This window comes from Streptomyces sp. NPDC044921 (assembly GCF_056432865.1).
The window spans coordinates 234,726-257,398 of sequence record NZ_JBWKIF010000002.1; the positions used below are offsets into that span (position 1 = coordinate 234,726).

25 protein-coding genes are annotated in these 22,673 nt (G+C 73.3%); 12 read left to right on the forward strand and 13 right to left on the reverse strand.

What is annotated here, in order from left to right:
- Window positions 1-71 precede the first annotated feature (71 nt).
- Genes AC07DA_RS03715 through AC07DA_RS03725 form a run of 3 tightly spaced genes read right to left on the reverse strand, consistent with a single transcriptional unit; the run spans window position 72 to window position 3,543 of the window.
- Window positions 72-428: a UBP-type zinc finger domain-containing protein gene (locus AC07DA_RS03715; RefSeq protein WP_479124260.1), complete on the reverse strand. Its 357-nt coding sequence runs from the start codon at window positions 426-428 to the stop codon at window positions 72-74.
- Window positions 425-1,870 (reverse strand): ATP-binding protein, encoded by a 1,446-nt coding sequence (locus tag AC07DA_RS03720; RefSeq protein WP_479124261.1) that lies wholly within the window; start codon window positions 1,868-1,870, stop codon window positions 425-427. Before AC07DA_RS03720 ends, AC07DA_RS03715 begins: the two co-directional genes overlap by 4 nt.
- Complete coding sequence (locus AC07DA_RS03725) at window positions 1,867-3,543, reverse strand: NAD(P)/FAD-dependent oxidoreductase (protein ID WP_479124263.1); 1,677 nt, start codon at window positions 3,541-3,543, stop codon at window positions 1,867-1,869. The genes AC07DA_RS03720 and AC07DA_RS03725 overlap by 4 nt, the downstream gene beginning before the upstream one ends.
- A gap of 192 nt (window positions 3,544-3,735) precedes the next feature.
- Between AC07DA_RS03725 and AC07DA_RS03730 the strand changes: the two genes are divergently transcribed.
- Window positions 3,736-4,629, forward strand: coding sequence for a universal stress protein (locus tag AC07DA_RS03730; RefSeq protein ID WP_479124264.1), 894 nt, complete (start codon window positions 3,736-3,738; stop codon window positions 4,627-4,629).
- Window position 4,630: 1 nt separating this feature from the next.
- Here AC07DA_RS03730 and AC07DA_RS03735 read toward each other — a convergent pair whose 3' ends face one another.
- The 3 genes from AC07DA_RS03735 to AC07DA_RS03745 form a co-directional block, all read right to left on the reverse strand.
- On the reverse strand, window positions 4,631-5,863 hold the full coding sequence (locus AC07DA_RS03735; RefSeq protein ID WP_479124266.1) for a DUF4032 domain-containing protein: 1,233 nt from the start codon (window positions 5,861-5,863) through the stop codon (window positions 4,631-4,633).
- A 41-nt stretch (window positions 5,864-5,904) separates the two neighbouring features.
- Complete coding sequence (locus AC07DA_RS03740) at window positions 5,905-6,651, reverse strand: MBL fold metallo-hydrolase (protein WP_479124268.1); 747 nt, start codon at window positions 6,649-6,651, stop codon at window positions 5,905-5,907.
- 127 nt (window positions 6,652-6,778) lie between these two features.
- Complete coding sequence (locus AC07DA_RS03745; protein WP_479124270.1) at window positions 6,779-7,402, reverse strand: alpha-ketoglutarate-dependent dioxygenase AlkB; 624 nt, start codon at window positions 7,400-7,402, stop codon at window positions 6,779-6,781.
- A gap of 64 nt (window positions 7,403-7,466) precedes the next feature.
- On the opposite strand from AC07DA_RS03745, the gene AC07DA_RS03750 reads away from it, so the two are divergent.
- A complete protein-coding gene (locus AC07DA_RS03750) occupies window positions 7,467-8,132 on the forward strand; it encodes a TetR/AcrR family transcriptional regulator (RefSeq protein ID WP_479124272.1) in 666 nt (221 codons plus the stop codon).
- A 17-nt stretch (window positions 8,133-8,149) separates the two neighbouring features.
- Complete coding sequence (locus AC07DA_RS03755) at window positions 8,150-9,823, forward strand: FAD-binding dehydrogenase (RefSeq protein ID WP_479124274.1); 1,674 nt, start codon at window positions 8,150-8,152, stop codon at window positions 9,821-9,823.
- A gap of 40 nt (window positions 9,824-9,863) precedes the next feature.
- Here the strand turns inward: AC07DA_RS03755 and AC07DA_RS03760 are convergent, their stop codons facing one another.
- A complete protein-coding gene (locus AC07DA_RS03760; protein WP_479124275.1) occupies window positions 9,864-10,214 on the reverse strand; it encodes a DUF488 domain-containing protein in 351 nt (116 codons plus the stop codon).
- 145 nt (window positions 10,215-10,359) lie between these two features.
- Between AC07DA_RS03760 and AC07DA_RS03765 the strand changes: the two genes are divergently transcribed.
- Window positions 10,360-10,803 carry a DUF6098 family protein gene (locus AC07DA_RS03765; protein ID WP_479124277.1) on the forward strand — a complete coding sequence of 148 codons (444 nt, stop codon included), beginning with the start codon at window positions 10,360-10,362 and terminating at the stop codon, window positions 10,801-10,803.
- A 133-nt stretch (window positions 10,804-10,936) separates the two neighbouring features.
- On the opposite strand, the gene AC07DA_RS03770 is transcribed toward AC07DA_RS03765, so the two are convergent.
- Window positions 10,937-11,188, reverse strand: a complete 252-nt coding sequence (locus AC07DA_RS03770; RefSeq protein WP_479124708.1) for a WhiB family transcriptional regulator — start codon at window positions 11,186-11,188, stop codon at window positions 10,937-10,939.
- Between the two features lie 113 nt (window positions 11,189-11,301).
- Complete coding sequence (locus AC07DA_RS03775) at window positions 11,302-12,519, reverse strand: saccharopine dehydrogenase family protein (protein ID WP_479124278.1); 1,218 nt, start codon at window positions 12,517-12,519, stop codon at window positions 11,302-11,304.
- Window positions 12,520-12,641: 122 nt separating this feature from the next.
- On the opposite strand from AC07DA_RS03775, the gene AC07DA_RS03780 reads away from it, so the two are divergent.
- Window positions 12,642-13,388: a TetR/AcrR family transcriptional regulator gene (locus tag AC07DA_RS03780; RefSeq protein ID WP_479124279.1), complete on the forward strand. Its 747-nt coding sequence runs from the start codon at window positions 12,642-12,644 to the stop codon at window positions 13,386-13,388.
- On the opposite strand, the gene AC07DA_RS03785 is transcribed toward AC07DA_RS03780, so the two are convergent.
- Entirely contained in the window at window positions 13,354-14,253 is a 900-nt protein-coding gene (locus AC07DA_RS03785) for a LysR family transcriptional regulator ArgP (RefSeq protein ID WP_479124709.1), read from the reverse strand. The genes AC07DA_RS03780 and AC07DA_RS03785 overlap by 35 nt on opposite strands.
- A gap of 70 nt (window positions 14,254-14,323) precedes the next feature.
- Here AC07DA_RS03785 and AC07DA_RS03790 point away from each other — a divergent pair, with 70 nt between their 5' ends.
- Both AC07DA_RS03790 and AC07DA_RS03795 read left to right on the forward strand, forming a co-directional pair.
- The gene (locus tag AC07DA_RS03790; RefSeq protein ID WP_479124281.1) at window positions 14,324-14,941 is read left to right on the forward strand and encodes a LysE/ArgO family amino acid transporter; all 618 of its coding nucleotides are present in this window, start codon (window positions 14,324-14,326) and stop codon (window positions 14,939-14,941) included.
- Window positions 14,942-15,024: 83 nt separating this feature from the next.
- The gene (locus AC07DA_RS03795) at window positions 15,025-16,317 is read left to right on the forward strand and encodes an MFS transporter (RefSeq protein WP_479124283.1); all 1,293 of its coding nucleotides are present in this window, start codon (window positions 15,025-15,027) and stop codon (window positions 16,315-16,317) included.
- 13 nt (window positions 16,318-16,330) lie between these two features.
- Here AC07DA_RS03795 and AC07DA_RS03800 read toward each other — a convergent pair whose 3' ends face one another.
- From AC07DA_RS03800 to AC07DA_RS03810, 3 genes are all read right to left on the reverse strand, one after another.
- Window positions 16,331-16,786 (reverse strand): cyclic nucleotide-binding domain-containing protein, encoded by a 456-nt coding sequence (locus AC07DA_RS03800; protein ID WP_479124285.1) that lies wholly within the window; start codon window positions 16,784-16,786, stop codon window positions 16,331-16,333.
- 263 nt (window positions 16,787-17,049) lie between these two features.
- Complete coding sequence (locus tag AC07DA_RS03805; RefSeq protein WP_479124287.1) at window positions 17,050-18,531, reverse strand: aminotransferase class I/II-fold pyridoxal phosphate-dependent enzyme; 1,482 nt, start codon at window positions 18,529-18,531, stop codon at window positions 17,050-17,052.
- 262 nt (window positions 18,532-18,793) lie between these two features.
- Window positions 18,794-19,015, reverse strand: coding sequence for a hypothetical protein (locus AC07DA_RS03810; RefSeq protein ID WP_479124288.1), 222 nt, complete (start codon window positions 19,013-19,015; stop codon window positions 18,794-18,796).
- A 267-nt stretch (window positions 19,016-19,282) separates the two neighbouring features.
- Here AC07DA_RS03810 and AC07DA_RS03815 point away from each other — a divergent pair, with 267 nt between their 5' ends.
- The 5 genes from AC07DA_RS03815 (at window position 19,283) to AC07DA_RS03835 (ending at window position 22,648) form a co-directional block, all read left to right on the forward strand.
- Window positions 19,283-19,717 (forward strand): ATP-binding protein, encoded by a 435-nt coding sequence (locus AC07DA_RS03815; RefSeq protein ID WP_479124290.1) that lies wholly within the window; start codon window positions 19,283-19,285, stop codon window positions 19,715-19,717.
- A gap of 211 nt (window positions 19,718-19,928) precedes the next feature.
- Window positions 19,929-20,792, forward strand: a complete 864-nt coding sequence (locus AC07DA_RS03820) for an RNA polymerase sigma factor SigF (protein ID WP_479124292.1) — start codon at window positions 19,929-19,931, stop codon at window positions 20,790-20,792.
- A 31-nt stretch (window positions 20,793-20,823) separates the two neighbouring features.
- Complete coding sequence (locus AC07DA_RS03825; protein WP_479124294.1) at window positions 20,824-21,090, forward strand: DUF5133 domain-containing protein; 267 nt, start codon at window positions 20,824-20,826, stop codon at window positions 21,088-21,090.
- A 258-nt stretch (window positions 21,091-21,348) separates the two neighbouring features.
- The gene (locus AC07DA_RS03830; RefSeq protein ID WP_479124296.1) at window positions 21,349-22,185 is read left to right on the forward strand and encodes a DUF1206 domain-containing protein; all 837 of its coding nucleotides are present in this window, start codon (window positions 21,349-21,351) and stop codon (window positions 22,183-22,185) included.
- A 28-nt stretch (window positions 22,186-22,213) separates the two neighbouring features.
- Entirely contained in the window at window positions 22,214-22,648 is a 435-nt protein-coding gene (locus AC07DA_RS03835) for a hypothetical protein (RefSeq protein WP_479124297.1), read from the forward strand.
- The last annotated feature ends 25 nt before the right edge of the window (window positions 22,649-22,673 follow it).

Below are 22,673 nucleotides of genomic sequence, written 5' to 3' on the forward strand. Positions count from 1 at the left end.
TTCTCCAGGGGCGCGGGGAAATGCGCGATCCACCATGAACGACCCGCGGCCGCCGGCCGGCGGCGAGCGGGCTACCCGGCCCGCAGCGCCTTGGCCCAGTTGGCCGGCACCCGCCCGGCAGGGCCCGGCGCGGGCTGGTCCTCCGGACGGCTCACCGGCGCGGCCAGCTCCGGCCCACTCTCGTACAGCTCGTTCGTCTCGTAGCTCCAGAACCAGCTCTCACCCGGCTCGTAGCTCTGCACGAACGGGTGCCCGGTCGCCCGGAAGTGCGCCGTGGCGTGCTGCGCCGGGGAGCTGTCGCAGCACCCGACGTGCCCGCACTGCGCGCACCGGCGCAGGTGGAACCACCACCCGCCGTCCGCGTCGCACTCGGCGCACCCGCTGCCGCTCGGCGGAGCACCCGGGTCGATCCCGTTCTCGCCACTCATTCCGACTCCTCCTCGGCCGCCGTCAGCGGCAGCAGCACCTGGAACCGGGTGTCTCCCGGCTCCGACTCCACCTGGATGCTCCCGTGGTGCCTGTCCACCACGATCCGCCAGGAGATGTCGAGGCCCAGCCCGGTCCCCTCGCCCACCGGCTTCGTCGTGAAGAACGGGTCGAAGATCCGCCCCCGGTCCTCCGCCGGGATGCCGGTCCCCGTGTCCCGGAACTCCACCAGCAGCCGGTCGTGCTCCCGGGCCGTCCGCACGGTCAGTGTCCCGTCGCCGCCCGCGCTGTTCATCGCCGAGACCGCGTTGTCGATCAGGTTCGTCCACACCTGGTTGAGCTCCGCCGGGTACGCCGGGATCCTCGGCAGCGCGCGGTCGTACTCCTTCACGACCCTGATCCGCGGGCCGATCTTGCCCGACAGCATCAGCAGGGTGCTGTCGAGGAGTTCGTGCACGTCGGCGTTCCGGAACGGCGCCCGGTCGAGCTGTGAGTACTGCTTCGCCGCGTCGACCAGGTGCGAGATGCGCGTGGTGGAGTCGCTGATCTCGTCCATCAGCAGCTCGGTCTCGACGGTGTAGCTGAGCCAGCCCACCGCGCTCGGCAGCATCTCCTCGTCGACGGCGGCCGCGACCTGGTCCAGCCAGTCCACGTCCAGGCCCGCCTGCACGAACGTGGGCGCGATCCGCCAGCCGTCCTGGATGCCGTGGTCGTCGAGCCAGTCGGCGAGCGCGTCCTCCCGGTCGGAGGCCTCCAGCGGACTCAGGCCGGGCGCCTTGGCGACCCGTTCGGCGGTGCGCTCCTGGATGTCGATGAGCTCCGCCATCACCTCCGGCGCGTACGAGGCCTGCGCGATGACGGCCAGCTTGTGGCGCATCTTGCCGACCCGCTCGCGCAGCGTCGCGGTCGCCCGTACCGCCGCCGCGGCCGGGTTGTTCAGCTCGTGCGTGAGACCCGCGGACAACGAACCGAGCGCCAGCAGCCGTTCCCGCTGCCCGATGGCCCGCTGGGTGTTCTTCGAGCCGAAGAAGAGCCCCTCCAGCAGGTGCACCGCCATCGGGAACCACTCCTGCATGATCCGCGCGAACGTGTCGGCGGGCAGCACGAAGAAGCGCGTCGGCTCGGTCACGCGCATGGAGTTGTTGTAGACCTGCCGCACCCGGTCGCCGAGGTAGGCCTGCATGGAGCCCGCGTACACCCCGCGCTGGGAGGTGCGGCTCACCTCCACGTCGTCCCCGCCGACCCGGCGGTACAGCACGACCGTGCCCTCCAGCATCACGTAGAAGCAGGTCGCGGGCTCGCCCTCGGTGTACACCGGCCCGGGTTCGAACCGCTCCACGCGCCCCTCGGCGCACAGCCGTCCGAGCTGCTCGGGCGTCAGCTTCTCGAACAGGAACAGCGACCCGATCTCCTCGGGGTTGCACGGCAGGCACGGCCCGCTCACGACTGCTCCAGGTACCGGTGGACGAGCATGACGGCCATGGCTCCCTCTCCGACGGCGGACGCGACCCGCTTCGCGGACTCGGAGCGTGCGTCGCCCGCCACGAACACGCCGGGCACGTTGGTCTCCAGGTGGTACGGCGGCCTGTCCAGCTCCCAGCCCTCGGGCGGACGGCCGTCGGCGGTCAGGTCGGGCCCGGCCAGGATGAACCCGCGCTCGTCGCGCAGCACCGTGCCGTCCAGCCAGTCGGTCAGCGGGGCCGCGCCGATGAACACGAACACGAACTGCGCGTCGACCTGTTCGGTCTCGCCGGTGTCCACGTCCCGCAGGGTCAGCCGCTCCAGGTGGCCGTCGCCGTGCGCCTCCTCGACGACCGTGCGGACGCGCACCCGGATGTTGGGGGACTCCTCGATCTGCTGGATCAGGTAGTGCGACATCGACGCCGTCAGCGACTCGCCGCGCACCAGCAGCGTCACCGACTTGGCGCTTCCCGACAGGTACATCGCCGCCTGGCCGGCGGAGTTGGCGCCGCCGACGATGTACACGTCCTGTCCCTGGCAGGCGGGCGCCTCGGTCAGGGCGGACCCGTAGTAGACCCCGCACCCGGTCAGGTCGTCGCAGCCGGGCGCCTGCAACTGACGGTAGCTCACGCCGGTCGCCAGGATCACGCTGTGCGCGGCGACCGCCGAGCCGTCCGAGAACCGCACGACGCGGGCGGCGCCGTTGACCTCCAGGGCCGTCACCTCCCGGGCGGTGAGCATCTCCGCGCCGAACTTGGCGGCCTGCCGCCGGGCGCGGTCGGTGAGCTGCGCTCCGGACACGCCGTCGGGGAAGCCCAGGTAGTTCTCGATGCGGGAGCTCTGCCCGGCCTGCCCGCCGGTCGCCGACCGCTCCACCAGCACCGTCCGCAGCCCCTCGGAAGCGCCGTAGACGGCCGCGCCGAGCCCGGCCGGGCCGCCGCCGATCACGACCAGGTCGTAGAAGTCCGCGGCCGGGGTGGTCGCCAGGCCCACCCGGGCGGCGAGGTCGACGGCCTCCGGCTCGACCAGCGGCGTCCCGTCCGGGGTGATCACGACCGGCAGCCGCAGCCCGTCCGCGCCGGCCGCGGCCAGCAGCCGCCGTCCCTCCGGCTCGTCGGAGGAGTACCAGCGGTAGGGCACTTGGTTGCGGGCCAGGAACTCCCGCACGTCCGAGGAGCGCGCCGACCAGCGGTGCCCCACCACCTTCGTGGCCGGCACGGGCCGGAAGTCGCTGGCGCGCCACGCCCGCAGCAGGTCGTCCAGGACCGGGTACAGCTTCTCCTCCGGCGGGTCCCACGGCTTGAGCAGGTAATGGTCGAGGTCGACGACGTTGATCGCGTCGATCGCCGCGTTCGTGTCCGCGTACGCGGTCAGCAGCACGCGCCGCGCGCCCGGATGGACGTCCAGGGCCTGTTCGAGGAACTCGATGCCGTTCATCTGCGGCATCCGGTAGTCCGCGAGGATCACCGCCACGAGGTCGCCGCGCAGTTTCAGCTCCCGCAGCGCCTCCAGCGCGGACTCGCCGGACTCCGCCCGCACGATCCGGTACGACGCGCCGTACCGCCGCCTCAGATCCCGGGCCACGGCCCGGGATACCCCCGGGTCGTCGTCCACGGTCATGATGACGGTCCGCGCCGAATCGGCGGCCTGTGCCATACGTCCCCCACGCCGGGCGGTCGACTCACGGCACGGCGTCCCGGGGCGCCGCGCCGACCTTCGCCCATCGTATGTTCGATCGCCGTGGAACGCCCGGATACGGAGATCACCGCCACAGGGCCCCGGCGGGCGCGGAGCTTGGGGAAGACTGATCACCGACGCCATTGACGACCTACACAAGGAGACAGCCGGATGACACGCCCGATCACCGCAGGGGTCGACGGAACGCGGGAGAGCCTCGCGGCGCTCGGCTGGGCGGCCCGCGAGGCGGTGCGGCGCGACCGGCCGCTGCGCGTGGTGCACGCCTGGCGGTTCGAGCCGCAGGAGGCGCTCGAAGCCGGGATCGAGGGGGACGCGGACAGCCAGGCCGAGTGGGTGCACAGCGCCGTGACCGAGGCCGTCGCCTCCGTCGGCGAACGCCACCCCGACCTGGAGGTGACCACCGACGTGGTGGAGGGCCCGGCCGTCGACACCCTGGTCGCCGCGGCCGCCGACGCCGAGCTGCTCGTGCTCGGCTCGCGCGGGCACGGGCCGATCGTCGGCTTCCTGCTCGGCTCGGTCGGCCAGCAGGTCATCGCCGGGGCCACCCGGCCCGTGGTGCTCGTCCGGGCCGGTGACCAGCCCTCGGGCGAGGCGGCGGGGCGGGAGGTCGTCGTGGGCCAGCAGGGCGACCCGGAGGACAGCGCCGACGCGCTCCGCTTCGCCTTCGAGACGGCCGCCGCGCGCGGGGCGGCCGTGCGGGTCGTACGGGCCTGGACCCTGCCGCCCGTGTTCGCCTACAGCCCGGGCTCGCTGAAGCTGCTCGACGAGGCCGGGGGCCTGGAGCCGTACGAGAAGAAGGCCCTGGCCGCCGCGGTCCGGCCCTGGCGGGAGCGGTTCCCCGAGGTGCCCGTGGAGGAGCACGTGGAGATGGGCAGCGCGGGCCAGGTGCTGCTGTCGGTGGCCGGGACGGCCCAGCTGATGGTCGTCGGCCGCCGCGTCCACCGGACAGCGGTCGGCGCCCGGATCGGCTCGGTGGCCCACGGGATGCTGCACCACGCGGACTGCCCGGTGGCGGTGGTGCCGCACGCCACGAAGGCGCCGTAGCTCACTCCGCCGTCGGCTGCAGCGTCTTGCGCGCCTTCGGCAGGATGTTCTTGATGTAGTCCTCGACGGCCGTGTCGAGGCCGATGTCGTGCTGGGCCCGCTCGGACAGGTACCAGCGGTGTTCCAGGAGCTGGTGGTAGATCTCCGCCGGGTCCATGGAGCCGCGCAGTTCGGGCGGGACGGCCCGCACGGTCGGCCGGAAGACCTCCCGCACCCAGCGGTGGGCGAGCACTTCCGGCCTGGCGGCGAGGGGATCCGCAGGGTCGTAGTCGTCCTGGGTGGCCATCCAGCTCTCCAGGTCGTTCAGCAGCCGCCGGGCCTGGTTCTCCTCGGTGTCGAGGCCGGTCAGCCGCAGCAGCTGGCGCTGGTGGTGGCCCGCGTCGACGACCTTGGGCACGAAGGTGACCGTGTCCCCGTTGGACGCGTGCTCGATCTGCATCTCGGCGACGTCGAAGCCGAGTTCGTTCAGGCGGCGGATCCGGCGTTCTATGTAGTGGTGCTTGCCCGCCGGGTAGACGGACGTGCGGGTCAGCTCGTCCCACAGGCCGCGGTAGCGGGCGCAGATCTCCGTGCCGAACTCGATCGGGTCCACCGACGGGTGCAGCGCCCCGGACGCCTCCAGGTCCAGCAGCTCCCCGCTGATGTTCACCCGGGCGAGGTCCAGGTCGTACTCGCGCTGCCCCTGGCTGAGCTGCGGGTGCAGGTCGCCGGTCTCGGCGTCCACCAGGTAGGCCGCGTAGGCGCCCGCGTCGCGCCGGAAGAGGGTGTTGGACAGGGAGCAGTCCCCCCAGGCGAACCCGGCCAGGTGCAGCCGCACCAGGAGCACGGCGAGCGCGTCCATCAGCCGGTGCATGGTGGCCGGGCGCATGGTCGTCTCGAACATCGAGCGGTACGGCATCGAGCCGCCCAGGTGCCGGGTGACCAGCACGCTCTCCAGTGGGGCGCCGTCGGCGTCGGTGCGGCCGGTGACCACGGCCAGCGGGTCCACCGCCGGGATGCCGAGCCGGTCCAGGTCGCGCAGCAGCTCGTACTCGCGCAGCGCGGGCCGCTCGGCCAGCTCCTTGACGGCGATCACCTCGTCCCCGGCGCGGGAGTAGCGCACCACGTGGCGGGAGATGCCGCGCGGCAGGGGGACCAGGTACTCCTGCGGCCAGTCCTCGAGGGGAACGTCCCAGGGGAGCTCCAGCAGGAGCGCGGGGTGCTCCGGGTTCGTCGCGCTGATCTGCAGTGCCATGCGCCGGGTGTCCTCGTCTCGCCGCCGATCGTCGCCTCACTCTAAAGGGCGCGTTCCCGGGCCCGCTGTGCGGCGTCGCGCAGCGGACCGCGGTGCACCGGCCCGTGCCCGGGCAACAGCAGCTCACCCTCCAGACCGGCCAGGAGGTCCAGGGAGGCCACCGCGCGCGGCCGCTCGTGGTGGAACATCTCCGGCAGCAGCTGCGGTCCCTCGATCGGCGAGGTGGCGTGCCCGCTGACCAGGGCGTCGCCGGAGATCAACGCCCCGGTGCCCGGCAGGTGGTAGGCGCAGTGCCCGTCGGTGTGGCCCGGCGTGTGCACCGGCACGGGGCGTCCGGGCAGGTCCAGGGCGCCCGTCTGCGGGAACGGCCGGGGGGCCGTGACCGGGTGGTGCCGCGTGCCGCCGGACCGCAGCACGTGCAGCGTCCAGGGCAGCACCCCGGGGCGCCAGGCGTTCCTCAGTACCGTCCCGACGGTCACCTGCTGCAGGAAGTCCCGCCGGGCGTGCGGCACTTCGGCCTCGTGCAGGTACACGGGCGTGCCGTACGCGGCCCGCAGGTATTCCGCGGACCCGAGGTGGTCGTTGTGCGCGTGGGTGATCAGCACGGCCGCGATCGCCTCCGGGGAGCTGCCCACCTCCGCGAGCGAGGCGAGGAGCTGCTCCCGGTCACCGGGGTAGCCGGTGTCGACCAGGGTGACGGCGTCCCCCTCCGTGAGGATCACCCAGTTGGTGTTCGAACCGTGCACCAGGTAGGTGCCGTCCGCGACGTGCCGTACGCCTGCCCGCATGAGTCTCCCCGCGTCGTGTGGTGCCGCTCCCGCTCCCGACGGGAGAAGGAAAGCAGACGTGCTGTCGGACGGAACCGCCGGGCCCGGCCGGACGGGACCGCGCGGCGGGGACGTTCGGGGCGGCGCCTCAGTGCACGCCGTGCGGGCGGAACTGGATGCTGATGCGCGGGCCGGTCGCCCGCGTGCTCTTCGGGACGCTGTGCTCCCAGGTGCGCTGGCAGGACCCGCCCATCACGACGAGGTCGCCGTGGCCGAGCGGGCGGCGCACGGTGTCCCGGCCGCCGTGCACGGGCCGCAGCAGCAGGTCCCGGGGCGCTCCGACGGACAGGATCGCGACCATGGTGTCCTCTCGGGCGCCGCGCCCGATCCGGTCGCCGTGCCAGGCGACGCTGTCCCGGCCGTCGCGGTAGTAGCACAGGCCGGCCGTGGTGAACGGCTCGCCCAGTTCCTCGCCGTAGTGGGCGCTCAGCGCGTCCCGGGCCTCGGCCAGCACCGGGTGCGGCAGCGCCTCGCCCGCGCCGTAGAAGGCCAGCAGCCGGGGCACGTCGACGACGTGGTCGTACATCTGGCGCCGCTCCGCACGCCAGGGCACCTCCGCGGCGAGCTGTTCGCACAGCGTGTCGGCGCCGCTGAGCCACCCGGGCAGCACGTCGAGCCAGGCGCCGGAGCCCAGCTCGGTGCGGTGGATTCCGTCGAGCGGACCGAGGCGCAGCTCGTCGGTCTGGTCGAAGAGGGAGCCCTGGAGGTGCATGAGAGCAGCGTACCTCCGAATCGAAAGTGTGTTCCATCCCGGCACTGGCTCTTTCGATACATCGATGTATCGAATACATTGCCGTATCGAAAGGAGGCCGACCGTGCAGGCGACGACCGGCCGCGTGACCCGGCGCCGGGTCCGCACCCGTGCCAACCTCCTCGAGGCGGCGTTCGCCGTCCTCGCGGCCAAGGGCTTCGGGCACGTCTCCATCGAGGAGATCTGCGAGGCCGCCGGCTACAGCAGGGGCGCCTTCTACTCCAACTTCTCCAGCCTCGACGAGCTGTTCTTCGCCCTCTACCGCGAGCGGGCCGAGCTGATCGCCGAGCAGGTGTCCGGGGCCCTCGCCGCCGATGGGCCCGGCCTCGACGTCCCGGCCGCCGTGGACCGCGTCACCGACGTGCTGCTCCTCGACCGGGACTGGCTGCTGGTGAAGACGGACTTCCTCGTGCACGCCGCCCGCGACCCGGGCGTGGCCCGCACCCTGCTCGAACACCGCGCACGGCTGCGGGAGGCGATCGCCGACCGGCTCGCCCGCGGCCTGACCGCGCTGCCCGCCGTCCTGGGCGGCACCGACGGCGCCGCCCACGCCGTGGTCGCGGCCTACGACGGCGTCACCACGCAACTGCTGCTGGACCGGGACGTCGACCACGCCCGGGCCTGGCTGAAGCAACTGCTCACGGCCCTGCTGACCGACGGCAGCGGCACCCCCGATCACGCGCAGCACTGAGGAAGGGAACGGTCGCCATGGATGCCGACGTCATCGTCGTAGGAGCGGGCCTCGCCGGCCTGGTCGCGGCACACGAACTGACCAGCAGAGGCAAAAGGGTCGCCCTCGTCGACCAGGAGAACGCCGCCAACCTCGGCGGCCAGGCCTTCTGGTCCTTCGGCGGGCTCTTCCTCGTCGGCTCGCCGGAACAGCGCCGCCTGGGCATCAAGGACTCCTTCGACCTGGCCTGGAGCGACTGGCGGGGCAGCGCCGGCTTCGACCGCCTCGACGACGAGGACTCCTGGGCCGTGCGCTGGGCGCGCGCCTACGTCGAGTTCGCCGCCGGGGAGAAGCGGTCCTGGCTCGACGGCCACGGCATCAGCTTCCTGCCCACCGTGGGCTGGGCCGAGCGCGGCGACCTCACCGCGCACGGACACGGCAACACCGTGCCCCGCTTCCACATCGCCTGGGGCACCGGCACCGGCGTCGTCGAGCCGTTCGTCCGCTACGCCCGGCAGGCCGCCCGCGACGGCCTGCTCACCTTCCACCACCGCCACCGCGTCGACGCCCTCGTCGTCGAGGGCGGCACGGCGAAGGGCGTGCGCGGCACGGTCCTCGCGCCGGACACCGCGCCCCGCGGCGTCGCCTCCAACCGCGACGCGGTCGGCGAGTTCGAGCTCACCGCCCAGGCCGTCATCGTCACCAGCGGCGGCATCGGCGCCAACCACGACATCGTCCGCCGCCACTGGCCCGAGCGCCTCGGCACCCCGCCGAAGGAGATGGTCACCGGCGTCCCCGCCTACGTCGACGGCCGGATGCTCGACATCAGCGCCGAGGCCGGCGTACGCCTGGTCAACCGGGACCGCATGTGGCACTACACCGAGGGCCTGCGGAACTGGGACCCGATCTGGCCCGGCCACGGCATCCGCATCCTGCCCGGCCCGTCCTCGATGTGGTTCGACGCCCTCGGCCGCCGCCTGCCCGGCCCGTACCTGCCGGGCTACGACACCCTCGGCACCCTCAAGCACCTGCGCACCACCGAGGACATCGCCGGGTACGACCACTCCTGGTTCATCCTCACCCGGAAGATCGTCGAGAAGGAGTTCGCCCTGTCGGGCTCCGAGCAGAACCCCGACATCACCGCCAAGGACCGCACCGGCTTCCTCAAGGAACGCATCCTCGGCAAGGGCGCGCCCGGACCGGTCGACGCGTTCCTGCGCAAGGGCGCCGACTTCGTCACCGCGCCCGGCATCGAGCAGCTGGTGGAGAAGATGAACCAGCTCACCGACGAGCCGCTGCTCGACGCCGCGGAGATCACCCGCCAGATCGAGGCCCGCGACCTGCAGATCACCAACCCCTACGCCAAGGACGCCCAGGTCCAGGGCATCCGCAACGCCCGCCGCTACATCGGTGACCGCCTCGGCCGGGTCGCCACCCCGCACCGCATCCTCGACCCGGCCGCGGGCCCCCTCATCGGCGTCAAGCTGCACATCCTCACCCGCAAGACCCTCGGCGGCATCCAGACCGACCTCGACTCCCGGGCCCTGGGCACCAATGGCGAACCGGTCGAGGGACTGTACGCGGCCGGGGAGGTCGCCGGCTTCGGCGGCGGCGGGGTGCACGGCTACAACGCCCTGGAGGGCACCTTCCTCGGCGGCTGCCTCTTCTCCGGGCGCGCCGCGGGCCGGGCGGCGGCCCGGCAGACCGCCTGACCCCACCGGCGACGGCCCGCCTCCCGCGCACGGGGCGGATCTACGCCCCGAGGAGGCGGGCCAGCACCGCGGCGTGGCTGCGCTCCGGCGTCTTCGACGCGGTCAGCAGCGTCACCCCGCCCCCGCGGACCAGCTCCCGCACCCCGGCCAGGGCCTCGGCCGCCTCGTCGGCGGCGAGCTCCGCCTCGTACCGCTCGGCGAACTCCTCGTACGAGCCCCCGCCCGCGTGGTACCAGCGCCGCAGCTCCGTCGACGGGGTGAGGGCCTTGGGCCACTCGTCGACCCGTGCCGCGTCCTTCGCCAGGCCACGCGGCCACAACCGGTCGACCAGGACCCGCACGCCGTCCCGCGGCCCGGGCGGATCGTAGACGCGGCGCACGCGAACGCTCATGGTCGGGCCCCTTCGGCGGCGGACGGACGTGCCGTGAGCGTAACTCCCACCCGGTGGCGACGGCGCGCCGAGCCGAAGGGCGGATTCCGCGCGCGCCGGGCGGGTACTCCGTCCGCCTGACCACGTCGAGGAAGGAGGTCACGACATGAGTGCATCGGACGACCTGAAGGTCGTGCGCACACTCGACGAACTCGCCGAGCTGGTCGACGGGCACCAGGGCCTGTACGTGCGTTGGTCCCGCGGCCCGGGGACCGATCTCCGCGACGTGTCCAGCACGGACGACCTGACGGGCGTGTCCATGCCGGGCCTGTCCGCCAACCCGCTCGATGTCGAGGACTGGTGGGAGGACCGGCCCGTGCGTGTGTGGGTGGCGAGGCGCCTGTACGACTACGCCCACCTGCCGCACGAGAAGGGGCCCGGGGTCCGTCCCTGGGTGCTCGCGGGCAAGGAGTGCGCGCGCGGACCCGACAACGAGCCCCTGGTCACCGACGTCCGGCCGATGGGCTGGATCGACCAGCAGGTGATCCACGAGGCGAAGGCCGAGGTGGCGCGGCAGGAGAAGCCCTGGGGGACGCTGCGGCGCGGCTGAGCCGCTCACCACCGCGCGGTGCCCGGGCCGAGGGACGGCCCGGGCACCGCGCGGTCGTGTGTGGGTGACAGGCGTGCGCGTGGGGTCACCGCCGGGGCCGGGCCGCCCGCCCGTGGCGGGCGGCCCGCCCGGCTCAGCCCGAGCGGCGCCGGGCCGCGGCGCGCCGCTTCAGCGCCCGTCGTTCGTCCTCACTCGTCCCGCCCCACACACCGATGGACTGTCCCGTCTCCAGCGCCCACTCCAGGCACTGTTCCTGCACCGGGCAGCGTCGGCACACCGCCTTGGCCTGCTGTGTCTGCATCAGGGCCGGGCCGGAGGTGCCGATCGGGAAGAAGAGTTCGGGGTCCTCGTTCCGGCAGGCAGCGTGGTTGCGCCAGTTGTCCATCGAAGTCACCTGCATCACAGTAGAAACGTGCTCTTTCGGATGCTTACTCCTTTTCGGGTCACCTGTCGATGCCCGGTGAAACAGCGCCTCCGTGGAGAACCGTTCACACCCGTTCACTGCTCGCGCATACCCCAGGGGGACCCGTAGGCCGTCAGCAGGTCGAGGAACGGCCGGGCCGGGAAGGCCTCCGGGCCGAGCACACCGGCCCCGGACCAGGCGCCCGTGGCGAGGAGCTCCAGCGCGACGACCGGGTTGACCGCCGTCTGCCAGACCACGGCCTGCGCGCCGTACTCCGCCATCGACCACTGGTTGTCGACCACGTGGTACAGGTACACCTCGCGCGGCCTGCCGTCCTTCCGCCCCCGCACCCAGGTGCCCGCGCACGTCTTGCCGTGCATCCGCTCGCCGAGGGCCGCCGGGTCGGGCAGGCACGCGGCGACCACGTCCCGGGGTGAGACCGCCACCGGACCCCCCGGCCCCGGCACCGGCACCGGGTCGGTGCGGTCCAGGCCCAGCCGGTGCAGGGTCCGCAGCGTCTCGACGAACTCCCGGCCCAGGCCGTACTTGAAGGTGACCCGGCGCGCGGGGACCCAGCGGGGGACCAGCAGCACCTCCTCGTGCTCCACGTTCACGCACTCGACCTCCCCGATGCCCTCCGGGAAGTCGAACACCTCGGGCTCGCTGAAGGGCTCGGTGGTGTACCAGCCCCGGTCCGACTCGTAGACGACCGGCGGGTTGAGGCACTCCTCGATGGTGGTCCAGATGCTGAAGGAGGGGGCGAAGTCGTAGCCGTCGACGGTGAGGTTCGCGCCGTCCCGGACGCCGATCTCCTCGATCTCGTCGAAGAGCTCGTCGGCGGCGTGGCGGGCGAACACGTCCGACAGACCCGGCTCCACCCCCATCCCGACCAGGGCCAGCAGCCCTTCCTCCTCCCACCGCGCGGCCTGCTCGAACTGCTCGTCACCGAGCTTGACCCCGCACTCCTCGTACGGCCGCTCCGGGTGCGGCCGGGACAGCGACATCGCCATGTCGAGGTAGGTCGCGCCCGCGGCCCGCGCCGCGCGGAACAGCGGCATCACGAAGCGGGGGTCGGTGGCGTTGAGGAGGACGTCGCAGCGGTGCGCGGCCAGCAGGCGGACCACGGCCGCCTCGTCGCCGGCGTCCACCCGCTCGGCGGCGAACCGCCGGTCACCGCCGACCGCCGCGACCGCCGCCCGGGCCCGCTCCGGGTCGTGGTCGGCCACCACCATCGTCTCGAAGAACGGCCGCCGGGCGGCGATCCGGGTGATCGCGCCGCCCACACCGCCGGCACCCACGAGCAGTACACGCATGACAGAAAACTCCCTCTGTGCGAAGAACGTGGCGCGCCCTCGGGGGAGATACAACGCCGCCCGCCGACGTAAGGTCAATGGCGTTGGCATAAGCGCGACCAGCAGGGCGAGGAGGAACCCCGGTGCCCAAACCCGTGGTGCCCGAGGAGAAACGCCGTCGGCGCAGGCCCACCAAGCGCGGCACGGTGCTGTCCGAGGAACTGATCGTCCGCACGGCGCTGCGGATGCTGCGCGAGCACGGCAGCGCGGGCCTGACCGCCCGCCGCCTCGGCCTCGCCCTGGACGCCGACCCGAGCACGCTCTACCGGTACTTCCGGGGCATGGACGACCTGACCCTCGCCATCGGCGACGCCCTCATCGGCCAGGCGCTGGACGGCTGGCGGCGCACGGGGCAGTGGCGGGCGGACCTGCGGGCGTTCGGGCTGGCGGTGCACGCCGCGTACGTGGAGCATCCGCAGGCGGCGGTGCTCACCGCGAGCCGGGTGTCGGGCCGGGCCAACGAACTCGCGGCGGACGAGGCGGTGCTGGACGTCCTGCGCACGGCGGGCTTCCCGCTGCCGGAGGCGGTGCGGGTGTACCACGCCTTCATCGACACCACCCTGGGCCTCGCCGCCCTGGACGCCGCCTCGCTGGCCCTGCCGCCCGAGTCGCTGCGCGCCGACGAGGACATGTGGCGCTCGGCGTACGCCCGGCTGCCGGCCGCCACCCACCCCCGTATCGCCGAGGCGGCGCCCCTGCTCGCCACCCGGATGGTCACCAGCGCCTATCCGACGGCCCTGGAGATGCTCCTGGACAGCGCGCAGGCCCGGCTGGCGGCCGTACGGGGCGCGGGCGTCAGGGCCGCAGGGCCGCCGCCGCGGTCGTCGTGACCGTCTCCGCCACCTGGGCCAGGGCCGGTGAGTCGAGTTTCCACTGCTGCCAGTACAGCGGTACGTCCACGTGCCCGCCCGGGGCGATGCGGACGAGCCGGCCGGCGCGCAGCAGGGGCTGCGCCTGGGCCTCCGGCACCAGGCCCCAGCCCAGCCCGGCCGTGACCGCCTCGACGAAGCCCTCCGATGTCGGCACGTAGTGGCGCAGCGCACTCGCGCCGCCGCGTCCCCGGGTGAGCCGGCGCACGAAGCCGTCCTGGAAGTCGTCCCGCCGGTCGAAGACCACGACGGGCACCTCCCGCAGCACCTCGGCCGGCGGCCCGGCCGGATGGCGCGCGGCGAAGTCCGGTGCGGCGACGGGCAGGTACCGCATCCGCCCGAGCGAGCGCACCGAGCAGCCCGGCACCGGATCCGGCGACGACGTCACGGCGGCCATCACCGCGCCCTCCCGCAGCAGTGCCGCCGTGTGGTCCTCGTCCTCGCGGTGCAGCTCGAAGTAGAGCCGCAGCTCCGGCGGCACCCGGGAGAGCACGGGCAGGAACCAGGTGGCCAGCGAGTCCGCGTTCACCGCCACCGACACCCGGGTCGGCTCCCCGCTGCCGCTCAGTCCGAGCTCGGCGTACGCGTCCCGTTCCAGCCGCGCCACCTGGCGGGCCAGCCGCACCAGCACCTCGCCGGACTCGGTCGGCCGCACCGGCTTGGTCCGCATCAGCAGGACCCGCCCCGTGCGCTGCTCCAGCGCCTTCACCCGCTGGCTGATGGCGGAGGGCGTCACGTGCAGCGCGGCGGCCGCCGCGTCGAACGTCCCCTCGTCCACGACCGCCAGCAGCGTCCGCAGCTGGTCCAGCGGGAGATCCGGCATCATCACATCGGCTAATGATACGTAAGAATCTTTAGCTGGACCGGGCTCCGGTGCCGTCCGTAGCCTCGACGCCATGACCAGCACCCTCACCGCCGGCGCCGCCGGATTCGGCACCGGACTGTCCCTCATCGTGGCCATCGGCGCCCAGAACGCCTTCGTCCTGCGCCAGGGCGTCCGCCGTCAGGCGGTCCTCGCCGTCGTCGCCATCTGCGCACTGTCGGACGCGCTGCTGATCGCCCTCGGCGTCGCCGGGGTCGGTGCGGTGGTGGTGACCTGGCCGGGCGCGCTGACCGCGGTCGCCTGGATCGGCGGCGCGTTCCTGCTGGGCTACGGAGCGCTGGCGGCCCGCCGGGTGTTCCGGCCGGACGGGGGCGCGCTGCGCGCGGAGGGGGAGGCGGCGGGCTCGGTGCGCCGGGCCGTGCTCACCTGCCTGGCGATGACCTGGCTCAATCCGCACGTCTACCTGGACACCGTGTTCCTGCTGGGCTCCGTCGCCGCCGACCACGGCCCGCTGCGCTGGACGTTCGCCCTGGGCGCCGTGCTGGCCAGCCTGAGCTGGTTCACCGCCCTCGGCTTCGGCGCCCGGCTGCTCGGCCGGTTCCTCGCCCGGCCCGCCGCCTGGCGGGCCTTGGACGGCCTGGTCGCCGCCACCATGATCGTGCTGGGTGTCCTGCTGATCACCGGCAGCTGAAGGCCGTCGCCGGGCGGCCGGGAGGTGGTGCGATAGTGATCCCGGCCGGAAAGATGTAGCGGGCATCGACAGGGCGGGGGCGCGTGGACACGAGTGGGAGCACGACCGGACGGCCGGAGCCGGACCCGTCGACGCCCCCGCGGCGGGGCCGGCGCCGCTGGACGATGGACACCCGTCCGCTGCGCCGCCCCGCCTACCGCCGCCTGTGGGCCTCCACCGTCGTCACCGCCGTGGGCAGCCAGCTCACCGCGGTGGCCGTGCCCAAGCAGATCTACGACATCACGGGCTCGTCGGCCTGGGTGGGCGCCGCGAGCCTGGCCGGTCTGCTGCCGCTGATCGTGTTCGCGCTGTGGGGCGGGGCGATCGCCGACACCATGGACCGGCGCAAGCTGCTGCTGATCACCAACACCGGCATCGCCGTCACCTCGCTGCTCTTCTGGTTCCAGGCCCTCGCCGGCCTGGATTCGGTGGCCGCGCTGATGCTGCTGCTCGCGCTGCAGCAGGCCTTCTGGGGCCTGAACGCACCGGCCCGCAACGCCTCCATCGCCCGCCTGGTCCCCGCGGACGAACTGGCCGCCGCCAACGCCCTCGGCTCCACGGTGATGCAGACCGGGCAGGTGGCCGGACCCCTGCTCGCCGGGGCCCTCATCCCCGTCGTCGGCCTGCCCGAGCTGTACCTCGCCGACGCCCTGGCGCTGTGCGTCACGGTGTGGGCCGTGTACCGGCTGCCGTCGCTGCCGCCCCTGGCCGGGGCGGCGGTGCGGCGCGCGGGGGTGAAGGAGATCGCCGCGGGCTTCCGGTACATGTGGGGGCACACCGTGCTGCTGCTGTCCTTCCTCGCCGACATCGTCGCCATGGTCCTCGGCATGCCCCGGGCCCTGTTCCCGCAGCTCGCCGCCGAGACCTACGCGCCCTGCGGCGAGGGGCTCGCGCTGGGACTGCTGTTCGCGGCGATCCCCGTCGGCGCGGTGCTCGGCGGACTGTTCTCCGGGACCTTCTCCCGGGCCCGCCGGCACGGCTGGATGGTCATCGGGGCGGTCGTCGTCTGGGGCGCGGCCATCACGGGCTTCGCACTGAGCGCCAACCTGTGGGTGGCGGTGGCGTTCCTCGCCGTCGCCGGGGTGGCCGACATGGTCTCCATGGTCTTCCGCGGGGCGATCCTGCTGTCCGCCGCCACCGACGAGATGCGCGGGCGCATGCAGGGCGTCTTCACCGTCGTCGTGGCGGGCGGCCCGCGCCTCGCCGACGTGCTGCACGGCACCGCGGGCTCGGCCTTCGGCCCCCGCGCCGCCGTGGCGGGCGGCGGGCTGCTGGTCGTCGCCGTGATGCTGCTCCTCGCCGCCACGGTGCCGGCGCTGCGCCGCTACCGCGTCTGACGCCCCCGGGGCCTCACAGCGCCCCGCGCCGGTGCAGCGTGTACTGCTCCATGAGTTTGCCCCGGGTCATCTCCAGCCGGTGGGCGAGCACCTCGGCGACGCTGCGCACCAGCGTCAGCCCGAGCCGCGGGTCCTCCTCGCACAGGTCCAGCACGGCCCTCGCGTCGAACTCGTAGGCCCGCACCGGGCTGAACGCCACCGCGCCGAAGTCCCAGGTGTACGGCGGGAACAGCCAGGACCAGCCCAGCAGGTCGCCCGCCCCGAGACTGGCCACGGTCACCCGCTGCAGGGAGTTGACCTGCTGGTCCAGGGAGACGGCGCCGGAGCGGATGACCCAGAAGCGGTCGGCCGGGCCGTCCGCCTCGAAGATCCGGGCGTCCTCGGGGAAGGACGCCTCCCGGGCCAGCGCCATCAGGCGCTGACGCTGGGGCGGGGGCAGGGCGGTCAGGAGTTTGATCGCTTTGGTCATGCGGAGCTCCTCGCCGGGCGGTCGACTGCGGTGCTGTCCCTACGCCCATTTCAGCCGCTGGCTAAGCCTTGGGCACCTCGGCGTACGAGACTTCCTCATCGGCGCCGTCCGGGCATGAGAAAGCCCTGGCTGGACGGGGGAAACCAGCCAGGGCCGTATGTGGCGGCACGGAGGACCGGGGTCGACTCCGTCACCACGTATGAATGAACGGTAAACCATTCAGGGGGCGTTCGCGTACCCAAGAGCGGGTCGCGTGACCTGTTTCACTTCCCGGCGCCCTTCGCGACGACCCGGACCGTCTGCAGCCCGGGATCCGTCGGGTCGGGGAGGTGCATACCCGCCTCCAGTCCGGTCCGCAGGTACGCCAGCACCGGCTCGGTGAGCAGCTCGCCCGGCAGAACCGCCGGGATGCCCGGGGGATAGGGCGTGATCATCTCCGCCGCGATCCGTCCGGCCGCCTCGGCCACCGGCACGTCCTCGGCCGGGCCGAAGAAGGCGTCACGCGGCAGGACCGCCTGTTCCATCCGCAGCTGAGCGGGCGGGGGCACCTCCACGCGCGGTGCCTCGGGCAGGTCCCGCGCGGCCCGGGCGAGGTCGCGCAGCGCCGCCAGCAGCTCGCCGGTCGTCTCCCGGTCGTCGCCGTGGGTGAGCTGGGCGCCGATCCGGCGGTGGTCGACCAGATGCGCGTCGATCTGCCGGTGCTCGCGCAGCCAGTCCGCCGCCTGGAAGCCGGAGATGCCCAGCTCGGTCAGGTCGATGACGCCGGGCAGCGGGTCGAAGTCGTCGGACAGCCCGGGGCCGCAGAAGTCGCCGCGGTCGTTGACGTGCAGCCCGTCGATCTCCTCGATCGCGGCGCGCACCTCCGCCGCCAGGGCCAGCGTGCCGCCCATCAGCTCCTCGCCGTGCAGCGCCATCTGGCGGCGCCAGCCGTCCAGGCCCGCGAAGATCAGCACCGACGGGCTGGTGGTCCCCAGCAGGTCCGCGCGCATCCCGAGCAGGGCCGGCGGGACGAGGTCGCCCTGGAGGTGGAAGACGGAGCCCTGCTCCAGGCCGCTGCCCATCTTGTGGATGCTGGTCACGCAGATGTCCGCGCCCGCGTCCATCGCCCAGGACGGCAGGCCGGGGTGGAACGGCAGGTGCGCGCCCCACGCCTCGTCGACGATCAGTGGCCGTGAACGCCGGTGGCAGACCTCGGCGATCGCCCGCAGGTCCGCGCAGCCGCCGTAGGGCGTCGGGCTCGTCACCAGCGCCCCGCGCGCGTCCGGGTGGGCCTCGAAGGCCCGGTCGAACTCCTCGGCGGACGGCGGATGCGCGAGGTGCCGCTCGGCGTCCCAGCGGGGCTCGACCCAGACCGGCTTGATCCCGCAGATGATCAGTCCCGACACCACGGACTTGTGGGCGTCCCGTCCGACCAGCAGCTTCTCGTGCGGGCCCGCGACGGACAGCATGGCGGCCTTCACGGACAGGGAGCTGCCGCACGTGCTGAAGAAGGTGTGCTCCGCGTGGACCGCGTCGGCCATCAGCTCCTGCGCCCGCTGCAGCACCTGCCCCCGGGTGAGCCGGTCGTCCAGCCCGCCCGTGGCCAGCACGTCCCCGAGGTACACGGCGTCCCCGAGGATCTCCCGGGCCTCCGGATCGGCACCGCGGGCCTGCTTGTGCCCGGGCGGCGTGAACGACAGATGCCCCTTGCGGCGATAGGCGTCCAGGGCTTCCAGAACCGGTGCACGGGTGTGGTCGACTGTCATGCGCACCGGGTTCCCGGGGCGGGGGCGCACAATCCGTGGCGGCGGGCGCCGTCCCACGGATGCCGTACGCCCGGTTCCGCGGCAGGGCCCGCCCGGGTACCCCGGGGCCGCGGCCGGACCGGGCCCTCGCGGGACCGGCCGGAAGACCCACCGGCCCGGTCCGGGGCGGGGCCCGCCCGGGGGACCGGTCTTCGCCCCGCGCACCGGCAGGCCGGTCCGGTCGCGGTCGCCGCTTTCCTCGTCCGCCGGCCTGCCGTGCCGGTCAGCCCTCCGCCGCGTGCCTGCCCGGGGTGAGGATCTCGTCCAGCACCGTGCGGACCGCCTCGTAGGACATGCGCCGGACGGTCGCGTCCCGCGAGCCCTGCGGGTCCGTCGCGCTCAGTTCGTCGCTCCTGGTCTGCCACGCCTGCTCCTCCCGCAGCGCGCAGGCCCTCGCGCGCTGGATGCGTCGCAGCAGTTCGTCGGAGTCCACCACGTCGGTCATGTCCACCGCGTACCCCGTCAGCGCCCGGAGATGGCACCGGCTCGCCGCTGTCCGGGGGTTTTCGGGCCGGGGGCGTGCCCCGGAGGTTTGCAGGTGCGGCGAAAGGTGAGCCGAAAGGAGAGCCCGCGGCGCTCGCGAGGTGCGCGTAGGAACGCCGCGGCAGTTGAAGGAAGCAACGGGTCCGTGAGCCCGTGGCGTGCCCGTGCGAGCGGTGGGCAACGCCGTCCGGATCCGTCCTTCCGTCCTGACCGAGCAGGGAGCTGAAGGATGTGCGAGGAGCGCATGATCGAATCCGTATTCGAACCGCCCGGCGCCGACCGCCCCCGGCCGTGCCAGCCCGCCGAGGCACGCCGGGCCGTGGAACGGGCCGTGGCCGAACGCTGCCGTGCCACCCGCACCCCGTGTGACGCGGACGCCCTGTCCGACGCGCTGCTCGTCGCCTCGGAGCTGACGACCAACGCGATCCTGCACGGCGGCGGAGTGACCGACTTCCACGTCGACGTCGACGGACCCGGCGTCCGGGTCTCGGTCAGCGACCGCAGTGACCGGCTGCCGGTGGCCGTCCCGCGCACCGACCCGCACGGCCGGACCCGGCACGGCGGCCACGGCTGGCCCATCGTCTGCCGGCTCTCCCGCGACATCCGGGTGTCGGACCTGCCGACCGGGGGCAAGTGCATCACCGCTGTGGTCCCCCTGTCCTGAGCTGCGGAGATCGGTGCCGAGATGGGTTCCGGAAGATTGCGCGGCGAAGCGGAGTTTGTTCCACCGGGGTCAGGGCAGACGCAGTTTCGTGCTTCGGACCGGAGGCGCGCCAGCGGGAGCGGTATGGCTGCCCCGGAGGCCGTCCAGGTTGATCCGGGCAGCGACCTTCCCGCGGTAAATCCCTGAAACCACCGTTCAGGAGCGAATCCGCATGCTCATCGAAACGCCCACCAACCGTCCCGGCACGCCCGAAACGACGACCACCGCCACCAAGCGGCGTCACGACGACGCGCCCGACACCGCCGCGCTCTTCGCCCGCATGGCGGAACTCGAGGAGGGGCCCGAGAGGGAAGCCGTCCGCGACGAACTGGTCACGCTCTGGCTGCCCATGGCCCACCGCATCGCCGGCCGTTTCCGCGACCGCGGGGAGTCGATCGAGGACCTCCGCCAGGTCGCCGCCCTGGGGCTCGTCAAGGCCATCGACCGGTTCGACCCGAGCCGGGGAGCCTTCGAGAGCTACGCCGTCCCCACCATCACCGGCGAGGTCAAGCGCCACTTCCGGGACCGCATGTGGGCTCTGAGGGTCCCGCGCCGCGTGCAGGAACTGCGCAACAAGGTGCGCGTCGCACGGCGTGAACTCACCCAGAACCCGGGCAGCCCGGAACCCTCCGTGGCGGACATCGCCACGCACACCGGCCTGACCGAGGAAGAGGTCAACGCCGGACTCGAGGCCCTCGACAGCTTCAGCACGCTGTCGCTGGACGCCGAGCTGTCCGCCGACGACGACGGCTACAGCCTCGCCGACACCCTCGGCGCGGCCGACTCGTCCTACGACACCGTGGTCGACCGCGAATCCGCCAAGGAAGGCCTGCGCCGGCTTCCGGAACGCGAACGGGCCATCCTCTACATGCGCTTCTTCGAGGACATGACCCAGAGCCGCATCGCGGACCGGCTGGGCATCTCCCAGATGCACGTCTCCCGGCTCATCAGCCGCAGCTGCGCCCGCGTGCGGGACGAGGTCCTGGGTCAGCGGACCGGGACCCGGGGCAGCGGCGGCCCTTCTGCCACGGCCTGACCAACCACCACCCCCACAAGGAGCGAACGACATGCTGAGGCCCCACCCCGCCGTGCTGCGCCGTCTCGTCGACGAGTACGAGGCACTGTCGGCGACCACCGAAGCCGGCCGCGCGACGGCAGAGGTGAGCGCACGGGTACGCGATCTGGCGTACACCCTGTGCGTGTCCACGGGCACCAGGGACGTCCGGCACGCACTGGAAGCCGCCCACCGGTGGCTCGCGGCCGCACCCGCACCGGCCCGCGAGACGGTCTCCCTGGTCACCCAGAAGCGGATGGCGGCCACCGAGCCCGCCTGAGCGCGTGCGCTGACGGGGAAGGCGAACAGGGGCACAAGGGTCCGGCCCGCGGCGGCAGCCGCGGGCCGGACCCTCGCGTCCCCGCACCGTATGGAAGCACCGCCGCACCGCGGCGGTCCTGAGTCCGCCGCGACGCGGGGGACACCGCCGCACCGCCGGGCCCCGCGACGCGACCGCACAACCGGAACCCCCTGGTCCGAAGGGCGGGCCGGGTGTGCGACCGCCGACCCGGGGCATCCGGAGTCCCGGGAGGTCCACATGAACACGAGTGCGATGGCACGGAGCGGCGGCTTCCGGGCCCGGCGGACGGCGCGGGGCTCGGTGACCGAGGGGGCGGCACGGGCGGGTTTCACCGCCCGGGGCGTGATCTATCTGCTCGTCGGGGCTCTGGCCCTGCAGATCGCCTTCGACGACACCGGCCGGCAGGCCGACCGCGGGGGAGCCCTGCAGGAACTGGCGCAGAAGCCGTTCGGCGCGGTGCTCCTGTGGGCGCTGGGCGTCGGTCTCGTCGGCATGGCCCTGTGGCGCCTGTCCGAGGTGGTCTTCGGCTCGGTCGGCAAGGACGGCCGCAGCCCGCGCAAACGGCTCATGGCCGCCGCCCGCTGCGCCTTCTACGTCTTCGTCGCCTACTCGGTGCTGTCGTTCGCGGCCAGCCGGCACCAGAGCGGCGGCTCCAGCGACCAGCAGTCCCGGGACGCCACGGCCAGGGTCCTGGAGATCCCCGCCGGCCAGTGGCTGGTCGGCGCCGCCGGGCTCGCGATCGTCGCGGCCGGCGGCTGGATCGCCGTACGCGCGATCCTGCGCAAGTACCACGACAAGCTCCGGCTCGGGCAGATGAGCCCGCGCACGCGGCGGCTGGTCGACGTCACGGGCGTGGCCGGGGGAGCGGCCCGCGGGCTGGTCTTCGCCGTCGCCGGTGTCTTCGCCGTGCGCGCGGCGATCGACTACGAACCGGACCGCGCCAAGGGCCTGGACGACACCCTGCGCAGCTTCGCCGACACCCCGCTCGGCCCCTGGCTGCTGGTCTGCGTCGCGGCCGGACTGGTGCTCTTCGGGCTGTTCTCCTTCGCCATGGCCCGCTGGCGCCGCGTCTGAGCCGCGTCTCGCGGGGAACACGGAGCGAATGAGCGATTCCGAGATTCCGCATGGCGACGGCCGGCCCGTGGACGTGTACCTGGACCTCCTGCGCATCCGGATGGACACGGAGGACTACCGCCTCCTGATGCGCGTGGTCGAACCGGTCCTCGAGGCGATCGACGAGGAACGCCTGTCCAGCCTCGACTTCGCGCTCGACTCCGGGGCCAACGACGAACTGCCCCAGGAGGTCCGTGACGAGGTGGCCCTCGTCATCGCCACCGCCGTCACCGGCCGCCTGGACAACGAAGTGATCGAGCTCGAGGTCGACGAGACCGGCCCGGTCCGGATCGTCACCGACGCGACCACCGCGTCCGACCCCGTCCGGCTCGGCGAGATAGCCGACTACATCAAGGAACGGCACCGGCAGACCGAGGAACTGCGGGGCATCGCCGAGGTGAGCGGCCTGCCCACCGATTTCTGACCGGCGGCCCCGCGGGGCATCGCGC